Annotated in this window: 16 protein-coding genes; 12 read left to right on the forward strand and 4 right to left on the reverse strand. The window is 42.3% G+C overall.

Translation table 11 applies throughout. From position 1 onward, the window contains the following. Positions 1-5 precede the first annotated feature (5 nt). Positions 6-902, reverse strand: coding sequence for a helix-turn-helix domain-containing protein (locus AC04Q1_RS06105; protein WP_478362805.1), 897 nt, complete (start codon positions 900-902; stop codon positions 6-8). Between the two features lie 166 nt (positions 903-1,068). Here AC04Q1_RS06105 and AC04Q1_RS06110 point away from each other — a divergent pair, with 166 nt between their 5' ends. The 10 genes from AC04Q1_RS06110 (at position 1,069) to uvrA (ending at position 11,666) form a co-directional block, all read left to right on the forward strand. Further along, a complete protein-coding gene (locus AC04Q1_RS06110) occupies positions 1,069-1,920 on the forward strand; it encodes an aldo/keto reductase (protein ID WP_478362807.1) in 852 nt (283 codons plus the stop codon). Positions 1,921-1,934: 14 nt separating this feature from the next. Continuing rightward, complete coding sequence (locus AC04Q1_RS06115) at positions 1,935-2,918, forward strand: aldo/keto reductase (protein WP_478362809.1); 984 nt, start codon at positions 1,935-1,937, stop codon at positions 2,916-2,918. A gap of 24 nt (positions 2,919-2,942) precedes the next feature. Then, positions 2,943-3,398 carry a cupin domain-containing protein gene (locus tag AC04Q1_RS06120; RefSeq protein WP_478362811.1) on the forward strand — a complete coding sequence of 152 codons (456 nt, stop codon included), beginning with the start codon at positions 2,943-2,945 and terminating at the stop codon, positions 3,396-3,398. Positions 3,399-3,465: 67 nt separating this feature from the next. Then, positions 3,466-4,473: an alpha/beta hydrolase gene (locus AC04Q1_RS06125; RefSeq protein ID WP_478362813.1), complete on the forward strand. Its 1,008-nt coding sequence runs from the start codon at positions 3,466-3,468 to the stop codon at positions 4,471-4,473. A 77-nt stretch (positions 4,474-4,550) separates the two neighbouring features. Next, positions 4,551-5,180 (forward strand): flavodoxin, encoded by a 630-nt coding sequence (locus tag AC04Q1_RS06130; protein ID WP_478362814.1) that lies wholly within the window; start codon positions 4,551-4,553, stop codon positions 5,178-5,180. Between the two features lie 8 nt (positions 5,181-5,188). Beyond that, the gene (locus AC04Q1_RS06135) at positions 5,189-5,929 is read left to right on the forward strand and encodes a carboxymuconolactone decarboxylase family protein (protein ID WP_478362816.1); all 741 of its coding nucleotides are present in this window, start codon (positions 5,189-5,191) and stop codon (positions 5,927-5,929) included. Between the two features lies 1 nt (position 5,930). Further along, the gene (locus AC04Q1_RS06140) at positions 5,931-7,034 is read left to right on the forward strand and encodes an alpha/beta hydrolase (RefSeq protein WP_478362818.1); all 1,104 of its coding nucleotides are present in this window, start codon (positions 5,931-5,933) and stop codon (positions 7,032-7,034) included. A gap of 1 nt (position 7,035) precedes the next feature. Further along, positions 7,036-7,509, forward strand: a complete 474-nt coding sequence (locus AC04Q1_RS06145) for a cupin domain-containing protein (RefSeq protein WP_478362820.1) — start codon at positions 7,036-7,038, stop codon at positions 7,507-7,509. A gap of 1,186 nt (positions 7,510-8,695) precedes the next feature. Next, a complete protein-coding gene (locus tag AC04Q1_RS06150; RefSeq protein ID WP_088300351.1) occupies positions 8,696-8,989 on the forward strand; it encodes a putative quinol monooxygenase in 294 nt (97 codons plus the stop codon). A 352-nt stretch (positions 8,990-9,341) separates the two neighbouring features. Further along, the gene (gene uvrA / locus AC04Q1_RS06155; protein ID WP_478362823.1) at positions 9,342-11,666 is read left to right on the forward strand and encodes an excinuclease ABC subunit UvrA; all 2,325 of its coding nucleotides are present in this window, start codon (positions 9,342-9,344) and stop codon (positions 11,664-11,666) included. 906 nt (positions 11,667-12,572) lie between these two features. Here the strand turns inward: uvrA and AC04Q1_RS06160 are convergent. The 3 genes from AC04Q1_RS06160 to AC04Q1_RS06170 all read right to left on the reverse strand — a co-directional run bounded on the left by AC04Q1_RS06160 (position 12,573) and on the right by AC04Q1_RS06170 (position 15,163). Beyond that, positions 12,573-13,742 (reverse strand): chromate transporter, encoded by a 1,170-nt coding sequence (locus AC04Q1_RS06160; protein WP_478362825.1) that lies wholly within the window; start codon positions 13,740-13,742, stop codon positions 12,573-12,575. A gap of 3 nt (positions 13,743-13,745) precedes the next feature. Next, positions 13,746-14,261: a hypothetical protein gene (locus tag AC04Q1_RS06165; RefSeq protein ID WP_113950420.1), complete on the reverse strand. Its 516-nt coding sequence runs from the start codon at positions 14,259-14,261 to the stop codon at positions 13,746-13,748. 62 nt (positions 14,262-14,323) lie between these two features. Beyond that, positions 14,324-15,163: a chromate resistance protein ChrB domain-containing protein gene (locus AC04Q1_RS06170; RefSeq protein WP_478362827.1), complete on the reverse strand. Its 840-nt coding sequence runs from the start codon at positions 15,161-15,163 to the stop codon at positions 14,324-14,326. Positions 15,164-16,238: 1,075 nt separating this feature from the next. On the opposite strand from AC04Q1_RS06170, the gene parS reads away from it, so the two are divergent. Together parS and AC04Q1_RS06180 are read left to right on the forward strand one after the other, a co-directional pair. Beyond that, positions 16,239-16,694 (forward strand): type II RES/Xre toxin-antitoxin system antitoxin, encoded by a 456-nt coding sequence (gene parS / locus AC04Q1_RS06175; protein WP_478362829.1) that lies wholly within the window; start codon positions 16,239-16,241, stop codon positions 16,692-16,694. 18 nt (positions 16,695-16,712) lie between these two features. Further along, on the forward strand, positions 16,713-17,153 hold the full coding sequence (locus AC04Q1_RS06180; RefSeq protein WP_478362830.1) for an RES family NAD+ phosphorylase: 441 nt from the start codon (positions 16,713-16,715) through the stop codon (positions 17,151-17,153). Positions 17,154-17,579: the final 426 nt, after the last annotated feature.

Consider the following 17,579-nt stretch of genomic DNA (forward strand, 5'->3'; position numbering starts at 1 on the left):
CACAATTAGTTTAAGTTACGGAATTCATTTGGGGTACTGCCAACACGTTTTTTGAATAGCCTGATGAAATGCTGTGGGTATTTAAAACCAAGCTCATAAGCAATTTCGCTAACCGATTTATCGGTTTCAAATATTTTGTCTTTTGCAACGTCAATAATTTTTTCCTGGATAAAATCCTGTGCGGTTTTCCCGGTCTCCTTCTTAATGAGATCGCCAAAATAGTTTGCTGAGAAATGCAGCTCCTCGGCGCAGTAAGCAACTGAAGGCAGACCAATGGAATAGGGTTTTTCCGACAGGAAATAGCCGCTGAGCAGCGTCTCAAAATTTTCAAGAACGCCTTTATTGACTGTATCCCGGGTAATGAATTGCCGGTCATAAAAACGCTCACAATAATTCAGCAAAAGTTCTATAGTGGAAGCAATCAGTTTCTTGCTATGTTTATCAATCGCATTGCGAAGTTCGGCATCGACCTTTGCAAAAAGATCCAATACCAGCTGCCGCTCTTTTGAGGAAAGATGCAAAGCCTCGCTGGTATGATAGCTGAAGAAATGATAATCGGCCAATGCCTTTCCCAGCGAGGTACCCCGGATCAGATCCGGATGAAATACCAGGCCGTGGCCTTTAGGCTGATAAATATCTATTTTATTTTCTACATCAACTGTTTGCCCGGGAGCAATGAAAACCAGTGTGCCCTCCTGATAATCGTAGTAATGCCGTCCATACTTGAGGTCGCCGCACTTCACATCCTTTAAGAAGATACAGTAGACATCAAAATCCATCTTACTTCCCGAACGCTCCTCGGCCTTCGAAAAGTCAATCACACTCACCAGCGGATGATGCGTTTCGTGGTTGTTGAAATCATTGTACTCACTGATTGACTTGAAGTTATATTCCTTTTCCATCCTGTTATCTCTTTACTAATACAAACTTAACAATTTCAGTAGTGTTATAATTAGATTAGAAATGCTATCAGTAAAATTGGTAGTAAAAGCAGGAATCTGTATACCTGCTGAACCCTCAACAGGTTGGATATTTGTAATCTATATTTAAGACTAGAATAATTTATCTATGGAAACAGTAAAATTAAACAACGGCATCGAGATGCCTATATTGGGATTTGGGGTATTTCAGGTAACTGATCTTGCGGAGTGCGAAAGAAGCGTAATCGATGCTATAGATAGCGGGTATCGCCTGCTTGATACCGCTGAATCGTACATGAATGAAGAAGCTGTTGGAAAAGCAATAAAGGCGAGTGGAGTCAGTAGAGAAGAACTTTTTGTGACCACGAAATTATGGATAAATTCGAATGGCTATCAAGGTGCCAAGGCTGCATTTGAGAAATCCCTTAAAAAACTACAACTCGATTATCTTGACCTCTATCTTATTCATCAACCATTTGGTGATGTTTATGGAGAATGGCGTGCCATGGAGGAACTATATAAGGAAGGAAAAGTTAGAGCCATTGGCGTGAGTAACTTCCAGCCCGACCGTCTAATCGACCTCATCATTCACAACGAGATTGTGCCTGCAGTAAACCAGGTAGAAACGCATCCTTTCCATCAGCAGATAGATGCACATCAGTTTATGAGCGAAAATAAGGTACAGATTGAATCTTGGGGACCTTTTGCGGAAGGTAAAAACGATATGTTTAAAAATGAGGTACTTGGTGACATTGGGAAGAAATACAATAAATCGACTGCCCAGGTCGTTTTGCGCTGGCTAAACCAACGTGGCATCGTGGCCATTCCGAAATCTGTGCGTAAAGAGCGTATGCAAGAGAACATTAACATTTTCGACTTTCAATTAAGCGCAGAAGAAATGGAAACCATCAAAACGCTCGACTCTGGTACCAGCAGCTTTTTCGATCACCGGGATCCTGCCATGGTAAAATGGTTGGGCGAGCGAAAATTAAATCATTAATAAAGTTTAACAGGATGGAAAAAAGAATATTAGGCAAAAACAGGCTGGAAGTATCAGCTCTGGGCCTTGGATGTATGGGCCTGAGTTTCGGTTACGGACCTGCCGCAGAAAAAAGTAAAGCGATCGAACTGATAAGATCAGCATATGAACAGGGAATAACATTTTTTGATACCGCGGAAGTATACGGACCATATACGAATGAGGCACTTTTAGGCGAGGCGATTCAACCCTTTAGAAATGAAGTGGTAGTCGCGACTAAATTTGGCTTTAAAAATGCCAGGACCACTGAAGGCCTGGATAGCCGCCCGGAAACAATAAGAGCGGTGGCTGAAGCATCGCTTAAAAGACTGCGCACAGATCGAATCGACCTTTTCTATCAGCACCGTGTTGATCCAAATGTTCCAATGGAAGATGTGGCCGGTACTGTAAAAGATCTGATCGCTGAGGGAAAAGTAAAACATTTTGGACTTTCCGAGGCAGGAGTGCATGCGATACGCAAAGCCCATGAAGTTCAGTCAGTAACTGCATTACAAAGCGAATATTCGTTATGGTGGAGAGAGCCCGAACAGGAAATTCTCCCCTTGCTTGAAGAACTCGAAATTGGCTTTGTTCCATTTAGCCCACTTGGAAAAGGATTTCTCACGGGTAAGATTGATGAAAGAACCAGTTTTGACAAATCAGATTTTCGCAATACCGTTCCGAGGTTTTCTGAAGAAAACCGAAAAGCAAACCAGGTATTGGTTGATCTGCTAGGCACAATTGCCACAAAACAAAATGCAACCAATGCGCAGATCGCCCTGGCCTGGCTCCTGGCGCAAAAACCATCGATAGCCCCGATTCCGGGAACCACAAAACTGAACCGCCTTCAAGAAAATATTGGAGCGGCAAGTGTGGGGCTATCTTCTAACGATCTTCAGGAAATCGAGACTGCACTATCCAACATCCAAATTCAGGGACATCGCTATACAGCGCAGGCACAGCAAATGATTAATAAATGATAAAAACAACTAATAAATCAGAATATGAAAAAGTTATTTTTTTTAACGTGTCTTCTGGGTGGCCTAATGTCGCAAGTTACATTTGCCCAGAATAGTCCGATATTTCCAAAAGGAGAAAAATCTCCAAATGTGCATCATACGGGCAACGTATGGCTCACAGAGCTTAATGCGCCCGACAGTGTATTCTCTTATGGAACTTCTGTTGCAATATCTGACCCCGATGCACGCCTGAACTGGCACATTCACCCGGGTGGTCAAATCCTTATCATAACCGACGGCGAAGGATATTACCAGGAAAAAGGCAAAGAAAAAAGAACAGTTAAAAAGGGTGAGGTGATCAAATGTATGCCAGGCGTTGAACACTGGCATGGTGCCACACCAAAAACAGGCGTGACCTATATAGCCACCTCGCCTTCTGCAAAAGGAAAAACCATCTGGTTAAATAAGGTTTCAGACGACGAGTATTATGGTAAGAAGTAATTCAATATTTCTGCTATTTGTTGTTCCCTTTATTTTCTCAGCATGTAAGTCAGATAGGCAAAATGAGATGTCACGATCTCTAGTGATCAGAGAGCAGGGAAGCTTTTCTATCGGGGGCACAAAAAAGACTGTACCCGGGGAGTTTAATGTCAGTGATGCCCTCGATTCTGCGGGGCAAACCTTTCATGGCGATCATGCCTACGCATTCTACCAGATCCCCGAGCAACCAAGGAAATATCCAATGGTATTTCTCCATGGCGCCGGTCAGTCAAAAAAAACATGGGAGACCACTCCAGACGGACGTGAAGGATTTCAGAATCTATTTCTTCGCAAAGGTTATAGCGTTTATCTCCTGGACCAGCCACGCCGCGGCGAAGCTGGTAAGAGTATGGTCCAAGCCACCGTTTCTCCACTCGCTGACGAACAGTTCTGGTTCACCCAGTTTAGGATCGGCAACTATCCACAATATTTCAATGGTGTACAATTTCCAAAAGATCCTGCTTCACTGGAACAGTTTTATCGGCAGATGACCCCAAATACCGGCCCGTTTGACGGCAAGGTTATTGCCAATGCTGTTTCGAGCTTGTTTGATAAAATCGGCGAAGGTATATTGGTTACCCATTCCCAGGGTGGCGGTCCGGGCTGGATGACCGCAATTCAAAATAAAAATATTCAGGCCATAGTTGCCTACGAGCCATACAGTGGTTTCGTTTTTCCAAAAAATGAATTGCCAAAACCGATCAAGTCCTCAGGATTGTTCGGAGAACTAGTGGGCGCCGAAATACCACTGGATGATTTTAAAAAACTGACAATGCTGCCAATCATTATTTATTATGGTGATAACATTGCTAAAAATCCATCCAAGGTATGGAATAGTGACCATTGGCGCTCAGGCCTGGAGATGGCCAGGATATGGGCTGCAACGATAAATAAATATGGTGGAGATGCTAAAGTTGTGCATCTCCCTGAGATCGGGATAAAGGGCAATACCCATTTTGCCTTCTCTGACCTAAACAATATTGAGATTGCAGATCTTTTATCTACCTGGCTAAAAGAGAAAGGTCTTGATAAGTAAAATTGGTAGCAATCTAAGTAATTCATATACTCTCAAAGCATTGCAATTGGGGATCTTTGTTATCAAAGAAATCGCTTATGAAAATAATAATTCATCCCGGCATAATGATCGCTATAGTGATTTGCATGCTTTCTAGCTGTACAAAAGCCCAGGCCCCTTCTTCCGCAGCGGAGAAAAAGTTAGATGGAAAAAACATTCTGATCGTTTATCTATCCCGAACCAATAACACTAAAGCTATCGCAGAACTTATCCAAAAGGAAGTTGGCGGAAAATTGGTTTCATTGGAGCTAGAAAAGCCCTACCCGGAAAATTATCAGGCAATTGTAGATCAGGTGGCAAAGGAAAACGCTGATGGTTATCTGCCACCTCTCAAAACCAAAATAGATAGCATAGAAAAGTTTGATGTAATATTTCTGGGATTTCCAACCTGGGGCATGCAGCTCCCTCCTCCTATGAAAAGTTTTTTAAGGCAACATGATCTTAAAGGAAAAACCCTTATTCCCTTCAACACCAATGCCGGCTATGGCATAGGAAGTACTTTTCAGAAGTTAAAAGAACTGGCGCCGTCAAGCACTATCCTAGAAGGCTTTTCCATTCAGGGCGGAAAAGAAAGGGACGGTATATATTTTGTGATGCAAGGCGAAAAAGAAAAAAAGGCGAAAGAAGAAATCATCAAATGGTTGGAAAAAGTCAAGGTTAAAAATTAAGAACGGCAATGAAAATATTTAACATTAAACCTCTGGCACTACTTCTTGGTAGTGTATTGTTTTTGATTTCAAAAATGTCTGCACAGGAAAATATAATGGTAAGTTCACTGGATTCAAAGCAACGGAGCCTTATCGCAATTGCAGCGCAGACCGCAAATGGCGACCTGGTGGGTTTGAAAGAAAACCTGGCCCTGGGTTTAACCTCCGGCCTTACCATCAATGAAATCAAGGAAGCCATTGTACACTGTTATGCATATTGCGGGTTTCCACGTAGTATCAGGGCATTACAAACCTTTATGTCTGTATTAGACGAGCGGAAAGCTAAAGGACTTAACGACCCATTAGGTTTTCAAGCATCTCCGGTAAGCACCAATGTTAACAAGTATGAGCGGGGAAAGATAGTACTGAAAAAGCTTACAGGCATAAAAGAGACCGGTCCCAAAAAAGGTTATGCAGCGTTCTCACCTATTATAGAAGTGTTTCTGAAGGAACATTTGTTTGCAGATATTTTCGAAAGGGATGTACTAACATTCAAAGATCGTGAACTATTGACCGTATCAGTAATCGCCAGTATTGGTGAGGCTGAACCAATGTTGTCCTCACACTTGAATATTTGCATGAATGTGGGGCTCACGCCGGCTCAGTTAGAAGAATTTGTTAGGGTGATCAAACCAATTGTCGGCAAAAAGAAATCAAAGGCGGCGCAAAAAGTCCTCAACGTAGTTTTAGATAGTAAAAAAAAAGAATAATATGAAAGCTTTAAAAGAACTCGGTTTATTAATAACACTAAGCATTACAATAATGGTATCACCAGTGCTTGCACAATCATTAAAAAAAACAGAGAATACAAATCCTTATACATTGGTATATAAAGGAGCTATAACTAAAAATGAAACAGGAAAGGTCAATATTCATCCTGTAAGATATAAGATCAATGGGATTAATATCGCTGCCAATGTTTATACACCGGCTAATTATAAACCATCAGAAAAATATCCAGCTGTGGTAGTCGCTCATCCAAACGGCGGAATCAAAGAACAGACAGCAGGATTGTATGCACAGCATCTGGCAGAAGCAGGCTATGTTACCCTTGCCTTCGATGCCGCGTATCAGGGGGCAAGTGGTGGCGAGCCCCGTCATACTGATAAGCCTCAATACCGCACTGAAGATATACATGGAGCGGCAGATTATCTTACCCTGTATCCTGGCGTTGACGCAAACCGCTTAGGTGTTTTGGGCATCTGTGGAGGTGGTGGTTATACTATAAAAGCAGCTCAATCAGACAAACGTTTTAAAGCGGTTGCGACTTTGAGTATGTTCAATTCAGGAGAGGTAAGACGCAACGGCTTTCAAAACTCACAGGTAAATTCTATTCAGGAAAGGCTGAAACAGGCTTCGGATGCTCGCACCCTGGAAAAAGGAAGTGGCAGAATCCCTGAAAATGGACGGGTAAAGACAGGTGGAAAATCAATTTTTTCAGGGGTGGCAAGTTTAACCGATGAAGAAATCGCCAAGACGTCAACTGATCTATATCGTGAAGGATATGAGTATTATTACAGTAGTCATGCCCATCCAAATTCTACGTTTTTGTATACGACAAGCAGCCTAATGGATTTAATGACGTGGGATGCTACAGACCAGATTACTTTAATTGATCAACCACTGTTAATGATTGCAGGAAGTAAGGCAGATACTAAATACATGACAGATGAAGCATTTGCAAAAGTTACCAATGCGAAAAAGAAGGAACTATTCTTGATAGAAGGCGCTACGCACATACAAACTTATTGGAGGCCCGAGTACGTAAGTCAAGCTGTGAATAAACTAACGGATTTTTATAAAACCAATCTTTAATATGGCTATGAAATGTAATGGTAAATATTTAATGCTATTTATGGTTATTGCTATTTCTTCATGCATTAATCAAAAAAAAGAGTCAGAGCGTCAGCCCTTATTTCCAAAGGGAAATAAAAACACAAGTAAAAACTTTGTAGGCGAAGTATGGCTAAAGTCGCTTGTCGATGCAGATACTCTAAATGGTAATACGGTAGGAAACGTAACTTTTTCTCCTGGAGCAAGAACTAACTGGCATTCACATCCGGCAGGTCAAATAATTTTAGCTACCGAAGGCGTCGGCTATTACCAGGAAAAAGGTAAGAAGAAGATAATACTACATAAAGGGGATATTGTAAAATGCCCTCCAAATCTTCCTCACTGGCATGGAGCTAGCCCAGAATCTAAGTTTGTCCAGATTGCGATAAGCAGTCGCGATCACGGCCCAGCTGTTTGGCTCGAAAGCGTGACCGATAGCATGTACGTTTCAAATTAATGCTGAGCAATATTAGGTTTTTCATTAAATAATTGACATCATAGTTTAGAATTTTCGAGGGCTGATCTTTAAGATTCATTTCAATTATTGAAATACAATCTCACTTCAATGGACTCAAATAAAGTTTTAACTCAAATACATATTTGAGAATTGGCATAGAATAATTCTTCTAGCGTAATTCTTCTTAGACTGATTAATGCATGCTAATTTCAGTTCGAAAATTGTCCAGTAACCTACCTTTGAATTTTAAAATGATTTGCAACTTTCGCCAATTCCTGCAAATCAGGCAAGAAAAAATTCGAAATTTGCCCAGTAAGGGCTACTAATTAAAAGCTCATCGAAAGATGGGCTTTTACTATTTAAAGGCACTTTTACAGCATTTCATCCTCCCCCCTAACATCTTTTCTTTACTTTGAAAATCATCCCTGCTCTGCAAATGAGAAATTTTATTTCATTCTCTCGTGGGATTTTTAGAAAGAAAGATTAAATGTTTTATATGCACAATCGACAACATCGTGTATACAACCCCACAAATTTCTGCTAATGACAACTTAGCTTCACGTTCATACGTGTATTTCTACTATAACAAAAAACATTATAAATTTTATAATGGCAACAAATTGAATTTACCAATATTCCCAAATCATGCCAAAACGATTAAAGAAAGAGCCAAACTACTTCATAAGCTACAGCAGGAATACACGAAAGCCTTAAATAATAATTGGACTCCTACTGGACAAACCAATCTATTTGACCCCATCTTGCCAATTCAATAATATGCTGACTTTCAAAAAATTACGGCAAATCTAATTTCGGCGAGATGGGGTCAATTTATTCCGGTTTATCCAGGCTAAGGCTTCAATGAATAATTGTTGGGATCATATATCCCAAAAACTCAAAAGAGGTAATTAAGCTGATTGTAGGCTTCTGGGCAAGAATGTCCGGTTTGGTGCGGGATATGTGGCCGTTTTTGGGAGCATCTCATCTCTGCTTGAATACCTGGTGTGAAATTAAATGTTTATTTTTTTTTAAAGATTTAGACCCTTTCAGCCTCCATAGGACACTTTATTAAATTAGCCTTTAATAATCTGATTATTTGACAGTTAATATTATAACTTGGCACTATTCGTGAGGCTTTCTTAGTGGTGGAATTTTTGCCGCCGATAATCCTTAAATTACGAACAAAATGGAAAAATTAGCATTACTGGCCCGCCTGGAGGCCAAAGCTGGTAAAGAGCAACAAGTTGCAGATTTTATCAAAAGTGCCCTGCCTTTGGCCGAAGCTGAACCCGGAACTATCCGTTGGTATGCGCTGCAGATCTCGCCGTCTACCTTCGGTATATTCGATACCTTTGCGGATGAAGCTGGGCGGGATGCACATCTGGGTGGAGAAATTGCCAAGGCTTTGATGGCCCATGCGGATGAACTGCTGGCTACGCCGCCGGTAATCGAAAAGGTTGCCTTGCTGGCAGTTAAATAAGTGAAAAATAAAAAGGCTAGATCCCCTATGGATAACATCAGGGGATCTTGTCTTAGTTAAATTTATGTTTACATTTCTGCCCCTAGATGAAATCAAAAAAAACTAGCATCCCCTTTGCTTTGTTTAACAAGATATGCCTTCACATAAAAAATTACCCAGCATCGTTATCAGGGGTGCCAGGGAACATAACCTAAAGAATATCGATTTGGAAATACCAAGGGACCAGTTGGTAGTATTCACCGGGGTCTCTGGATCTGGAAAATCTTCGCTAGCCTTTGGTACCCTTTACGCAGAGGCACAGCGCAGATACCTGGAATCCGTATCTCCTTATGCGAGAAGGCTATTTAATCAGATGTCGATCCCTGAGGTAGACAGCATCACCGGACTTCCACCGGCGGTTGCGCTGCAGCAGCAGCGCGGAGGAGCCTCGACGCGCTCTACAGTGGGGAGCGTGACTACCCTTTCCAACTTGCTGCGAATGCTCTATTCCAGGGCCGGAGATTATCCAGGTGGACAGGGTATCATCTATGCAGAAGGCTTTTCGCCCAATACACCAGAAGGTGCTTGTGGGCACTGCCATGGACTGGGTAAAGTATATGAGGTGAGCGAAAGGAGCATGGTTCCCGACGAAACAAAAACTATCCGCGAGCGCGCGGTTGCCAGTTGGCCCACTGCGTGGCAGGGCCAGAACCTGCGGGATATCTTAACATCTATGGGTATTGATGTTGACATTCCCTGGAAACAGCTTTCTAAAAAGGACCGTGACTTTATCTTGTATACTGAAGAATCGCCTTCGGTTCCTGTCTACCCAGGGTATACCCTGCAAGAGGTGCAAAGGGCAATCAGGGCAAAAAAACAGTTCGATTATATGGGTACCTTTATTGGCGCACGGCGATATGTACTGCAGACTTTTGCGACCAGTCAGAGCCAGTTGATGAAAAAACGCGCGCTTTCGTTTATGATAGGAAGGGAATGCCCGGTCTGCGGGGGAAAGAGGCTGAAAAAACAGGCGCTGTCGGTAAAATTCGAGGGATTGGATATTGCCCAGATGAGCCGACAACCGCTCCAGGTGCTGCAAGATCTTTTCGGTCCTTATGCACGGCGATCAACTAGGGGGGATAATTCAAGTAGGCATCCTCTGGAAAAACAGCTGGTTACCCAGCGGATCGCAGCTGACCTGTATTCACGCATAGCGGTGATGCTGGAACTAGGGCTGGGTTATCTCAGTCTGGAACGGAGCACGCCGACGCTGTCTCCGGGAGAGCTGCAGCGGCTTAGGCTTGCTACCCAGGTACACTCTAATCTTTTCGGGGTTGTTTACGTATTGGACGAACCATCGGCAGGACTGCATCCTGCGGATACTCGGGCGCTCCTCAATATCCTTGACCGGCTAAAACAGGATGGCAACTCGATCTTTGTTGTCGAGCATGAGATTGAGGTCATCCGCTATGCCGACTGGATCGTGGACATTGGTCCCGGTGCGGGCGAAAATGGTGGCAGGGTGATCTATAACGGCCCGGCGGCAAAGATCAAGGACTGCAAAGCGTCCATCACAGCGGGTTATCTCTATCCTAAAACACCATCTGCTAAAGCCAATGCACAGGCGGAAAGGAAACCGGAACAGTGGCTGGAACTAGAAGGGGTACACAAGAATAACCTAAAGGATTTAGATGTTGCCATCCCGATTGGGATAATGACCAGCGTAACGGGCATTTCGGGATCGGGTAAGAGTAGTCTGATCTCCCAGGTTTTGGTTGAACTGGTGGGGGCTGCGCTGGGGCAAAAGCCAGAAGCTGCTGAAGCGGAAAGCGGAACGGACCTTTTGGAGCAGCAGACTGAGGACATGGTAAAGGGCGCGATTGCCGGAGGGCTCAAGGGGATCCGCCGTCTGGTGGTGGTAGACCAGAAACCCATCGGCCGAACGCCGAGGAGCAATCTGGCCACTTATACAGGTCTTTTCGATCCGGTAAGGAAGCTGTTCGCCAGCATGCCTGGGGCCAGGAAAAAGCGCTATGATGCAGGGCGGTTCTCTTTTAACGTGGCCAAGGGAAGGTGCGCCAACTGCCAGGGCGAAGGACAGGTAATGGTAGAGCTCCTGTTCCTGCCCAGCGTGTACACCCCCTGCCCTGTCTGCATGGGAACACGCTACAACGCGGATACCCTGAAGATCTTCTATAAGGATAAAAATATTGCCGATGTGCTGCAGCTCACCGTGGATGAGGCCGCCGATTTCTTTGATGAAGAACCTGGCATTTCAAGGGCGCTTGAAACGGTAAGGGAGGTCGGCCTTGGCTACCTTAGGCTTGGACAATCTGCCACAGAACTCTCTGGGGGCGAGGCGCAGCGGATTAAACTGGCTACTGAACTCCAGCGGGCGCAGAACGGAAGCACGCTTTATATCCTCGATGAACCAACGACGGGCCTTCACCCGAGCGACGTGGAGCGGCTGATGGCCCAACTTAATCGCCTGGTTGATGCTGGCAATACGGTTGTGCTGGTGGAGCACGATATGCACGTGGTGGCAGGAAGCGATCATATCATCGATATCGGCCCGGGCGCGGGATCCCAGGGAGGAAAGATTGTAGCCACCGGGAGCCCTGCCCAGGTAAGCAGAAATGCTACAAGCCGAACTGCCCCCTACCTGAGAGCCTATCTTTCGGGGAAAATTAGCGGATAGCAGCCTGGGCATGCAGTTTGATTGCAAAAACACCATCGTGAGAAAATTCGGGAGGAGTGATTGCTATCATTAAACGGGTGTTTCTTGAGAATACAAATAGTGGCTGGAATACTTGAGCAGCCCATCGATTGCAATTTCACAAACAAAAATTGCGCTGTAAACCTTGAAGTAATTTCTTTTTCCGATCACCTAGTCACAGAACTTATACCGGACAACTTTGGGTTGTAAAATTATTTTGACTAACTTGTCTTTATCCCTAAAAATTCCTGCCCGAACGAGGCAGAATTATCTTTTCGGTATTCTTCCATGAAAAGAATTATGTTATACGAACCGGATGTTTCCGTTTTTGAGGTGATTAGCCTAGTCTTTATGGAAACAAAATGCATCATTAAACCTTTCCCTTATTCGATATAGACCCAAGTAGCAAGATCACCAGTTTTAAGCCTGATTTGGTAATATTAGACTTATTCCAGGATTACTTGCGTCCATTAGCATTATCCAGACTTATCAGATCCCTTTTGCCAAGCACAGGTCTTATCGCCTCCAGCTGTAATCCTGACATAAGCCAAATTTTCAAAAAGTTGGGTTTTGACGACTATCTTTCGAAGCCTTTTGACATCGACCACCTTATAAATCTCGTTAACTCTTATTAGAAGCCATCTCTCAAATATTGAATTGGTCGAGCACATGTAAACTGCAAAAAATTTCACAGTTTAATCTCCGAAATCCAAGCGCGAAACAGATTCGAATTAATCTTGAAGTTTGTCCATTTTAGCTAGCTGGCAAAAATCTTCTATAAATTCATTCTTGGATCAAAGCTACTGATCAAAACTCATCGAAAGGTGGGCTTTTATTTTTAGTATTTTTGCTTTGTCTTTAAATGGCATGACAAGAATAGTTCATTGGTCAGAAACCCCTGATCAGTAAACCGGTTATGGCAGCCAACAATATGATATGAGGTTCTTTGATTTTCTTGCTGAAGATCAATAATAAGGCGGCAACAACAGCTATCAGTACAGTTGGTACATCAACAATTGCCCTGCTGGCAATAATGATCACCGCACCGACCAGCGCGCCAACTACCACTGCAGTTATCCCGTTCACAAACTCTTTAATGCTCGCGTTCCTGGCTATCTTTCTAAATGACGGAGCCAGAGCCACCGTAAACAGGTAACAGGGCAGGAAGGTAGCAAATGCTGCTACACAGGCACCTGTAAAGCCTGCCACCAGATAGCCGATAAAAGCAACTGTAATCACAACTGGACCGGGCGTAATCATTGCCACTGCTACCGCATCGACAAACTTCTGTTCATTCAGCCAGTGATATTGATCGACCGCACCGCTGTGTAAAAAAGGCACTATAGCAAGTCCGCTGCCAAAGACGAAAGCGCCAGCCTTCAAAAAGAACCAGCCAAGTTCCTGTAAAGTCTTGCCTTCATATTGCCAGAAACCTGTTCCTGTCCATACTAATACAGTCAATGCTGATGGTTTTCTGATCCACTTGGGAGGGGCTTTGACCAGCATATAGATGACACCACACCCCGTAAAGAGCAGTATATCCTCTTTTTGGGTAATTACAGTAAAAACAACACCGAGCAGATAAAACAGCCAGAGCAACCGTTTAGAACGTATTGCATTTATGCTTATCCCGCTAATGGATTTTATCGTCAGCTTGTATGAGCTAATGGCAATTATACCGATCACTGCTGCACTTACCCCATAAAAAACGGCCTGCATCCAATTTAGTCCGCTATAAAGTTTATAAGCCATCCCAAGTGCAACTACCATTAGAAAAGATGGCAGCACAAAAGCGAGACCAACCAGTGTTGCCCCCAAAAACCGATAGTGCACAAAACCGATATATATGCCGAGCTGTGCCGCAAGTGGACCCGGTGCAAGCTGTGCCAAAGCCAGACCTTCTTTATATTCCTCATCGGTAAGCCATCTCTTGTTTTCGACAAGATCTCGGTTCATGTATCCAACCAAGGCAACAGGGCCTCCAAAGCCCCAGGTGCCCAGCTTCAGAAAATAAATGACCAGATCAGCCAGATTATATTTACGTTGTTGTGTTTCCATGGTTTAGAAAGCTATACCGAACTGAAAACCAATACCAAAGGACCAGGGTTGACTATTTCCGAACCTTGCCGGAAGCGGAACAGCAACAAAATAACTGCTGCCCTTATTCTTTTTTACCGTCTTATTGATAACCGGGGTCAGCCCGTAACGTCCTGACGTTTCAAAAGCGGCACGTCCTGCAAAGGTAAAACCATTGCCCAGAGCAACGAGTATGCCCGGATGAAAAAGTACATTACTAACCTTACTGCTACTATTTGTTGCCTTTATTATTGGGACAATTTCGCTGGAGAAACCGATTTTGGCACTTTTCCAGATATTAATTCCAATAGGCATGCCAACGGTATAACTGTCTTTAAAGTTGGTGTGCGTGCCGTCTGAACTGAAAGTGACAATAGGATGCACGATACCAATATAGCCAGCTAATCTGGGATAGGTCTGCGTAGTCTGCCCAGAGCTGATGGAAGCATTTATGATAACCAGGACTAAGCAGGTAAGAATATTTTTTACTTGTGTTTGCATGCCACAAGATTATAGGTTTCTCCAGGTGTAAAATAGAACAGGATTTACTCTTGGTATGTAACTTACCTTTTGCTCCTGTTTTTCTTAAATTCAGATGGGGTAAAGCCGGTTTTCAGCTTAAAAATGCGTGTAAAGTGGCTCTGGTCGGAAAATCCGGTCAGATAGGCGATTTCAGATAAGGAATAATCTGAGGTCTGAATATATACAATAGCTTTCTCAATCCGTATTTTACGGATATATTCACCGAAAGAAAGATTATCAAAATATTTGGAAAATTCCCTCGAAACGTAGGCCGGGTTTATGTTGAGCTCACTGGAGATACCAGTTAGGGTCAATGCCAGATTGGTATCGATCTGATCCTGTATAATGGTTTTCAATTCTTTAGCCCACGCGGGAATCTTGGCCCCTCTGCCCTGTTTTAAAAACTTTTGATAGACATCCACCAGCAGCTGCTCCACCGGGCTTTCGGTGTGCCTCACATTCTGAAGGTGTTTGGCCCACGCGTACAATGCATCATAAATGACCATACCCGCTTTTAGCAATTCCTGATCGTTTTTGATATTATAAGCCATTCCCGCGGCAATTGCCCATAGCCCGGAAGCCTGGCTTGCAAGTCCATGCTGATCAGTATCTGCCCCCCTCACGATGGGCGCCATGACCTGCAACGCCGGATCATCCAGCTTATATTTATCAAGCAGGGCATCAAAGGTACATAGACCGTTTTTATGGGTCAGCTCAACACCGGGCACATCAAATGGTGTGGCATTTAGTTCATAGGACTTTCCGATAACAGTATCGAATGGCACGTAACAAAAAATGGCATCAGGATCAATAAAATTCTTTATCAGCCAAGGGCAAGCTATCCGGTCAATCTTTGGTCGTTCTCGGGTGATCCAGTTCATAGCTCAAAATTAATTAGAATTAATGAAATACGATCTGCCATTATAATGTAGCAGTAAAGCCGGGATATTTGGATCGACTATCATAGTCAGGTAAGATGCATATGCCCGATGATACTTTAAAAATTTATTGTTTATTACATTAAGGATGTGAATACTTTCAACTAAAGGTGTAATACTGTGATAATCTGGCAAGTCGGCAAGTTTCACAAAAGCTTCAATCTTAGATTTAGAATAGTAGCTCCGATTGATTTGTAATTTAGCTAATTTATTTACAACTAAAAAAACATATCAATTTTCTAATTAGCAAATTACCCCGATAACTAGGACGTGCCTTTTTTATAATCCTTCTTCATTCTATACTGTCACTCAATCTTGTTCTTCACAACTTTTTCAAAATTCAGCCTCGCAATGTTCATAGAAGTTAGACATATTGAAGCTTGACGCTACCGAATCGGCGAAAGAGGCATAATTCAGATTTAATTCTGGTATGCCTCTTTCCTTTTTAAGGATAATTTTATGAAAATGAGCGATATATAAAAAGACAAAATTTATTTTAGAAGTTCGAACTTTATCCGTTTTCTTATAATACATCATACCCTTGGGAAACAGCAAAGCCTGCAGTTGTTGCTTAGTATGATAATCACCAAAAGCAATTTTGAAGGCAGTTGGGCAGCATATTCGATTGCTAATTTAATACAACTGACCAGGTTCGCACTTTTATTTGATAAGGCTAACAAATAATGCTCAATCTCTGATTTCTCTGTTGAATATTTTTCGTGATATTTCTTGTAAAGATCAGGGTTTAGGTCTTCTACGATATATGGATAAACCGCAACCTATTGACCCAATACCACCGAAAAATAAACTTAACCTAAAGCATTAATTATCTTGCAATTATAGTTTGGCAAACCGGGATCAACCAGATTGGTTTTCCAAAATGGGGTCTGTCCACTCAAAGCTCCAGACTATTCTGAATCTATATATTTAACAAAAATGTGGTCGAAACAATTAGATATTTAAACTTTAAATTTGTAATTTGCGACAATAATTTCTATTTTTAATAAAAATGTCGTATATGAATTTGTTAAACGAGAAAATACAGGCTCCCGGAATTAGCGAACTGCTTGGCGGTAGCCGTCTACTTAATGCATCAATTAAAAATTATTATGATCTTATAATACTCTCTAGAGCGGGAATCAGTAAAGCCTCAGCAGAATCGGTAATTAGTTATACAGGGATGTCCAAAAAGACTTTTGTGGAAGATATTCTGAATCTATCAATAAAAACCCTTGAAAGAAAACAAGGTGATGATAAACTTGATAAAAGAACATCATCTTTAGTTATTGAGGTTGCAAGGGTACTTGAGCATACCTATCAGGTATTCGACGATAAAGAGAAAGTTCACAGATGGCTTTCTAAACCCAACAATGCCTTGCATGGAGAAAGTCCTTTGTCCCTATTTTCTACTCCGACGGGAATAGGAATGGTTGAGGATGTCTTGACAAGGATTGAGGAAGGAGTATATTCTTAGATGCATGTCTATAGAATCGTGAAATCTGAAAAGAGAACCACAGATTTTTCGGGAATGGGTGCTTTCAAAGCAGGTGGTCGTTGGAATGAAAAGGGAACCTATGTGCTTTACACTTCAGAAAATTCTTCCCTGGCTTTTCTGGAAAATCTTGTACACTTTGATTTGGAAGAAACTCCGGAAGACTTATACATCTTGGAAATTAAGGTCAAAAAAGAAGAACTAATCTTTCAGATTCCCGACGCTGATTATCCCGAAGACTGGCTTAATACTGATAACTTTGCGTGTAAAAAACTCGGTGACAAATTATTTCTTGATCATAAATTATTAGGAATCAAAGTCAGGTCAGCAGTTAATCAATCAGAATTTAATATTTTGTTAGATCCGCTATTTCCTGGATATCACGATTTGATTAACGTTGTTAATATTATTAAAATTCCATTAGACCAAAGATTGATCTAATTGTATGTATGCTTTGAGCAAAATTTAAATTTCCCTTAAGAAGAGATGAGCATGAGAATACCTATGCCGAATACAGGTAATAAGAAATTGCTAATTTCAGTTCAAAAATTCTCCAGTAACCTACCTTTAAATTTTAAAATGATTTGCAACTTTCGCCAATTCCTGCAAATCAGCCAAGAAAAAGTTCGAAATTTGCCCAGTAAAGGCTACTGAGAAAAAGCTCATCGAAAGATGGGCTTTTTTTTGTTATAAGGGAGATTAGACAAGTGTTTATGCAGTGATGACTGCAAGTATTTGATTAAACTAATATACTCACTTTAGCCCAATTCAGCAAGAAAAAATCGCTCAATACATCATCTGCTGACGCATATACTGACGCATATACTGACGCATATTTTTGATTTATTGATCTAGATGGGGATTTCG

This window comes from Pedobacter humicola (assembly GCF_056490705.1).

Bases quoted from the DNA above. Each gene is read 5' to 3' on its own strand.
- AC04Q1_RS06105 (WP_478362805.1), bottom strand. From the start codon at position 902: ATGGAAAAGGAATATAACTTCAAGTCAATCAGTGAGTACAATGATTTC.
- AC04Q1_RS06170 (WP_478362827.1), bottom strand. From the start codon at position 15,163: ATGAACTGGATCACCCGAGAACGACCAAAGATTGACCGGATAGCTTGC.
- AC04Q1_RS06145 (WP_478362820.1), top strand. From the start codon at position 7,036: ATGGCTATGAAATGTAATGGTAAATATTTAATGCTATTTATGGTTATT.
- AC04Q1_RS06125 (WP_478362813.1), top strand. From the start codon at position 3,466: ATGTCACGATCTCTAGTGATCAGAGAGCAGGGAAGCTTTTCTATCGGG.
- AC04Q1_RS06150 (WP_088300351.1), top strand. From the start codon at position 8,696: ATGGAAAAATTAGCATTACTGGCCCGCCTGGAGGCCAAAGCTGGTAAA.
- AC04Q1_RS06140 (WP_478362818.1), top strand. From the start codon at position 5,931: ATGAAAGCTTTAAAAGAACTCGGTTTATTAATAACACTAAGCATTACA.
- parS (WP_478362829.1), top strand. From the start codon at position 16,239: ATGAATTTGTTAAACGAGAAAATACAGGCTCCCGGAATTAGCGAACTG.
- AC04Q1_RS06115 (WP_478362809.1), top strand. From the start codon at position 1,935: ATGGAAAAAAGAATATTAGGCAAAAACAGGCTGGAAGTATCAGCTCTG.
- AC04Q1_RS06110 (WP_478362807.1), top strand. From the start codon at position 1,069: ATGGAAACAGTAAAATTAAACAACGGCATCGAGATGCCTATATTGGGA.
- AC04Q1_RS06165 (WP_113950420.1), bottom strand. From the start codon at position 14,261: ATGCAAACACAAGTAAAAAATATTCTTACCTGCTTAGTCCTGGTTATC.
- AC04Q1_RS06135 (WP_478362816.1), top strand. From the start codon at position 5,189: ATGAAAATATTTAACATTAAACCTCTGGCACTACTTCTTGGTAGTGTA.
- uvrA (WP_478362823.1), top strand. From the start codon at position 9,342: ATGTCGATCCCTGAGGTAGACAGCATCACCGGACTTCCACCGGCGGTT.
- AC04Q1_RS06130 (WP_478362814.1), top strand. From the start codon at position 4,551: ATGAAAATAATAATTCATCCCGGCATAATGATCGCTATAGTGATTTGC.
- AC04Q1_RS06120 (WP_478362811.1), top strand. From the start codon at position 2,943: ATGAAAAAGTTATTTTTTTTAACGTGTCTTCTGGGTGGCCTAATGTCG.
- AC04Q1_RS06160 (WP_478362825.1), bottom strand. From the start codon at position 13,742: ATGGAAACACAACAACGTAAATATAATCTGGCTGATCTGGTCATTTAT.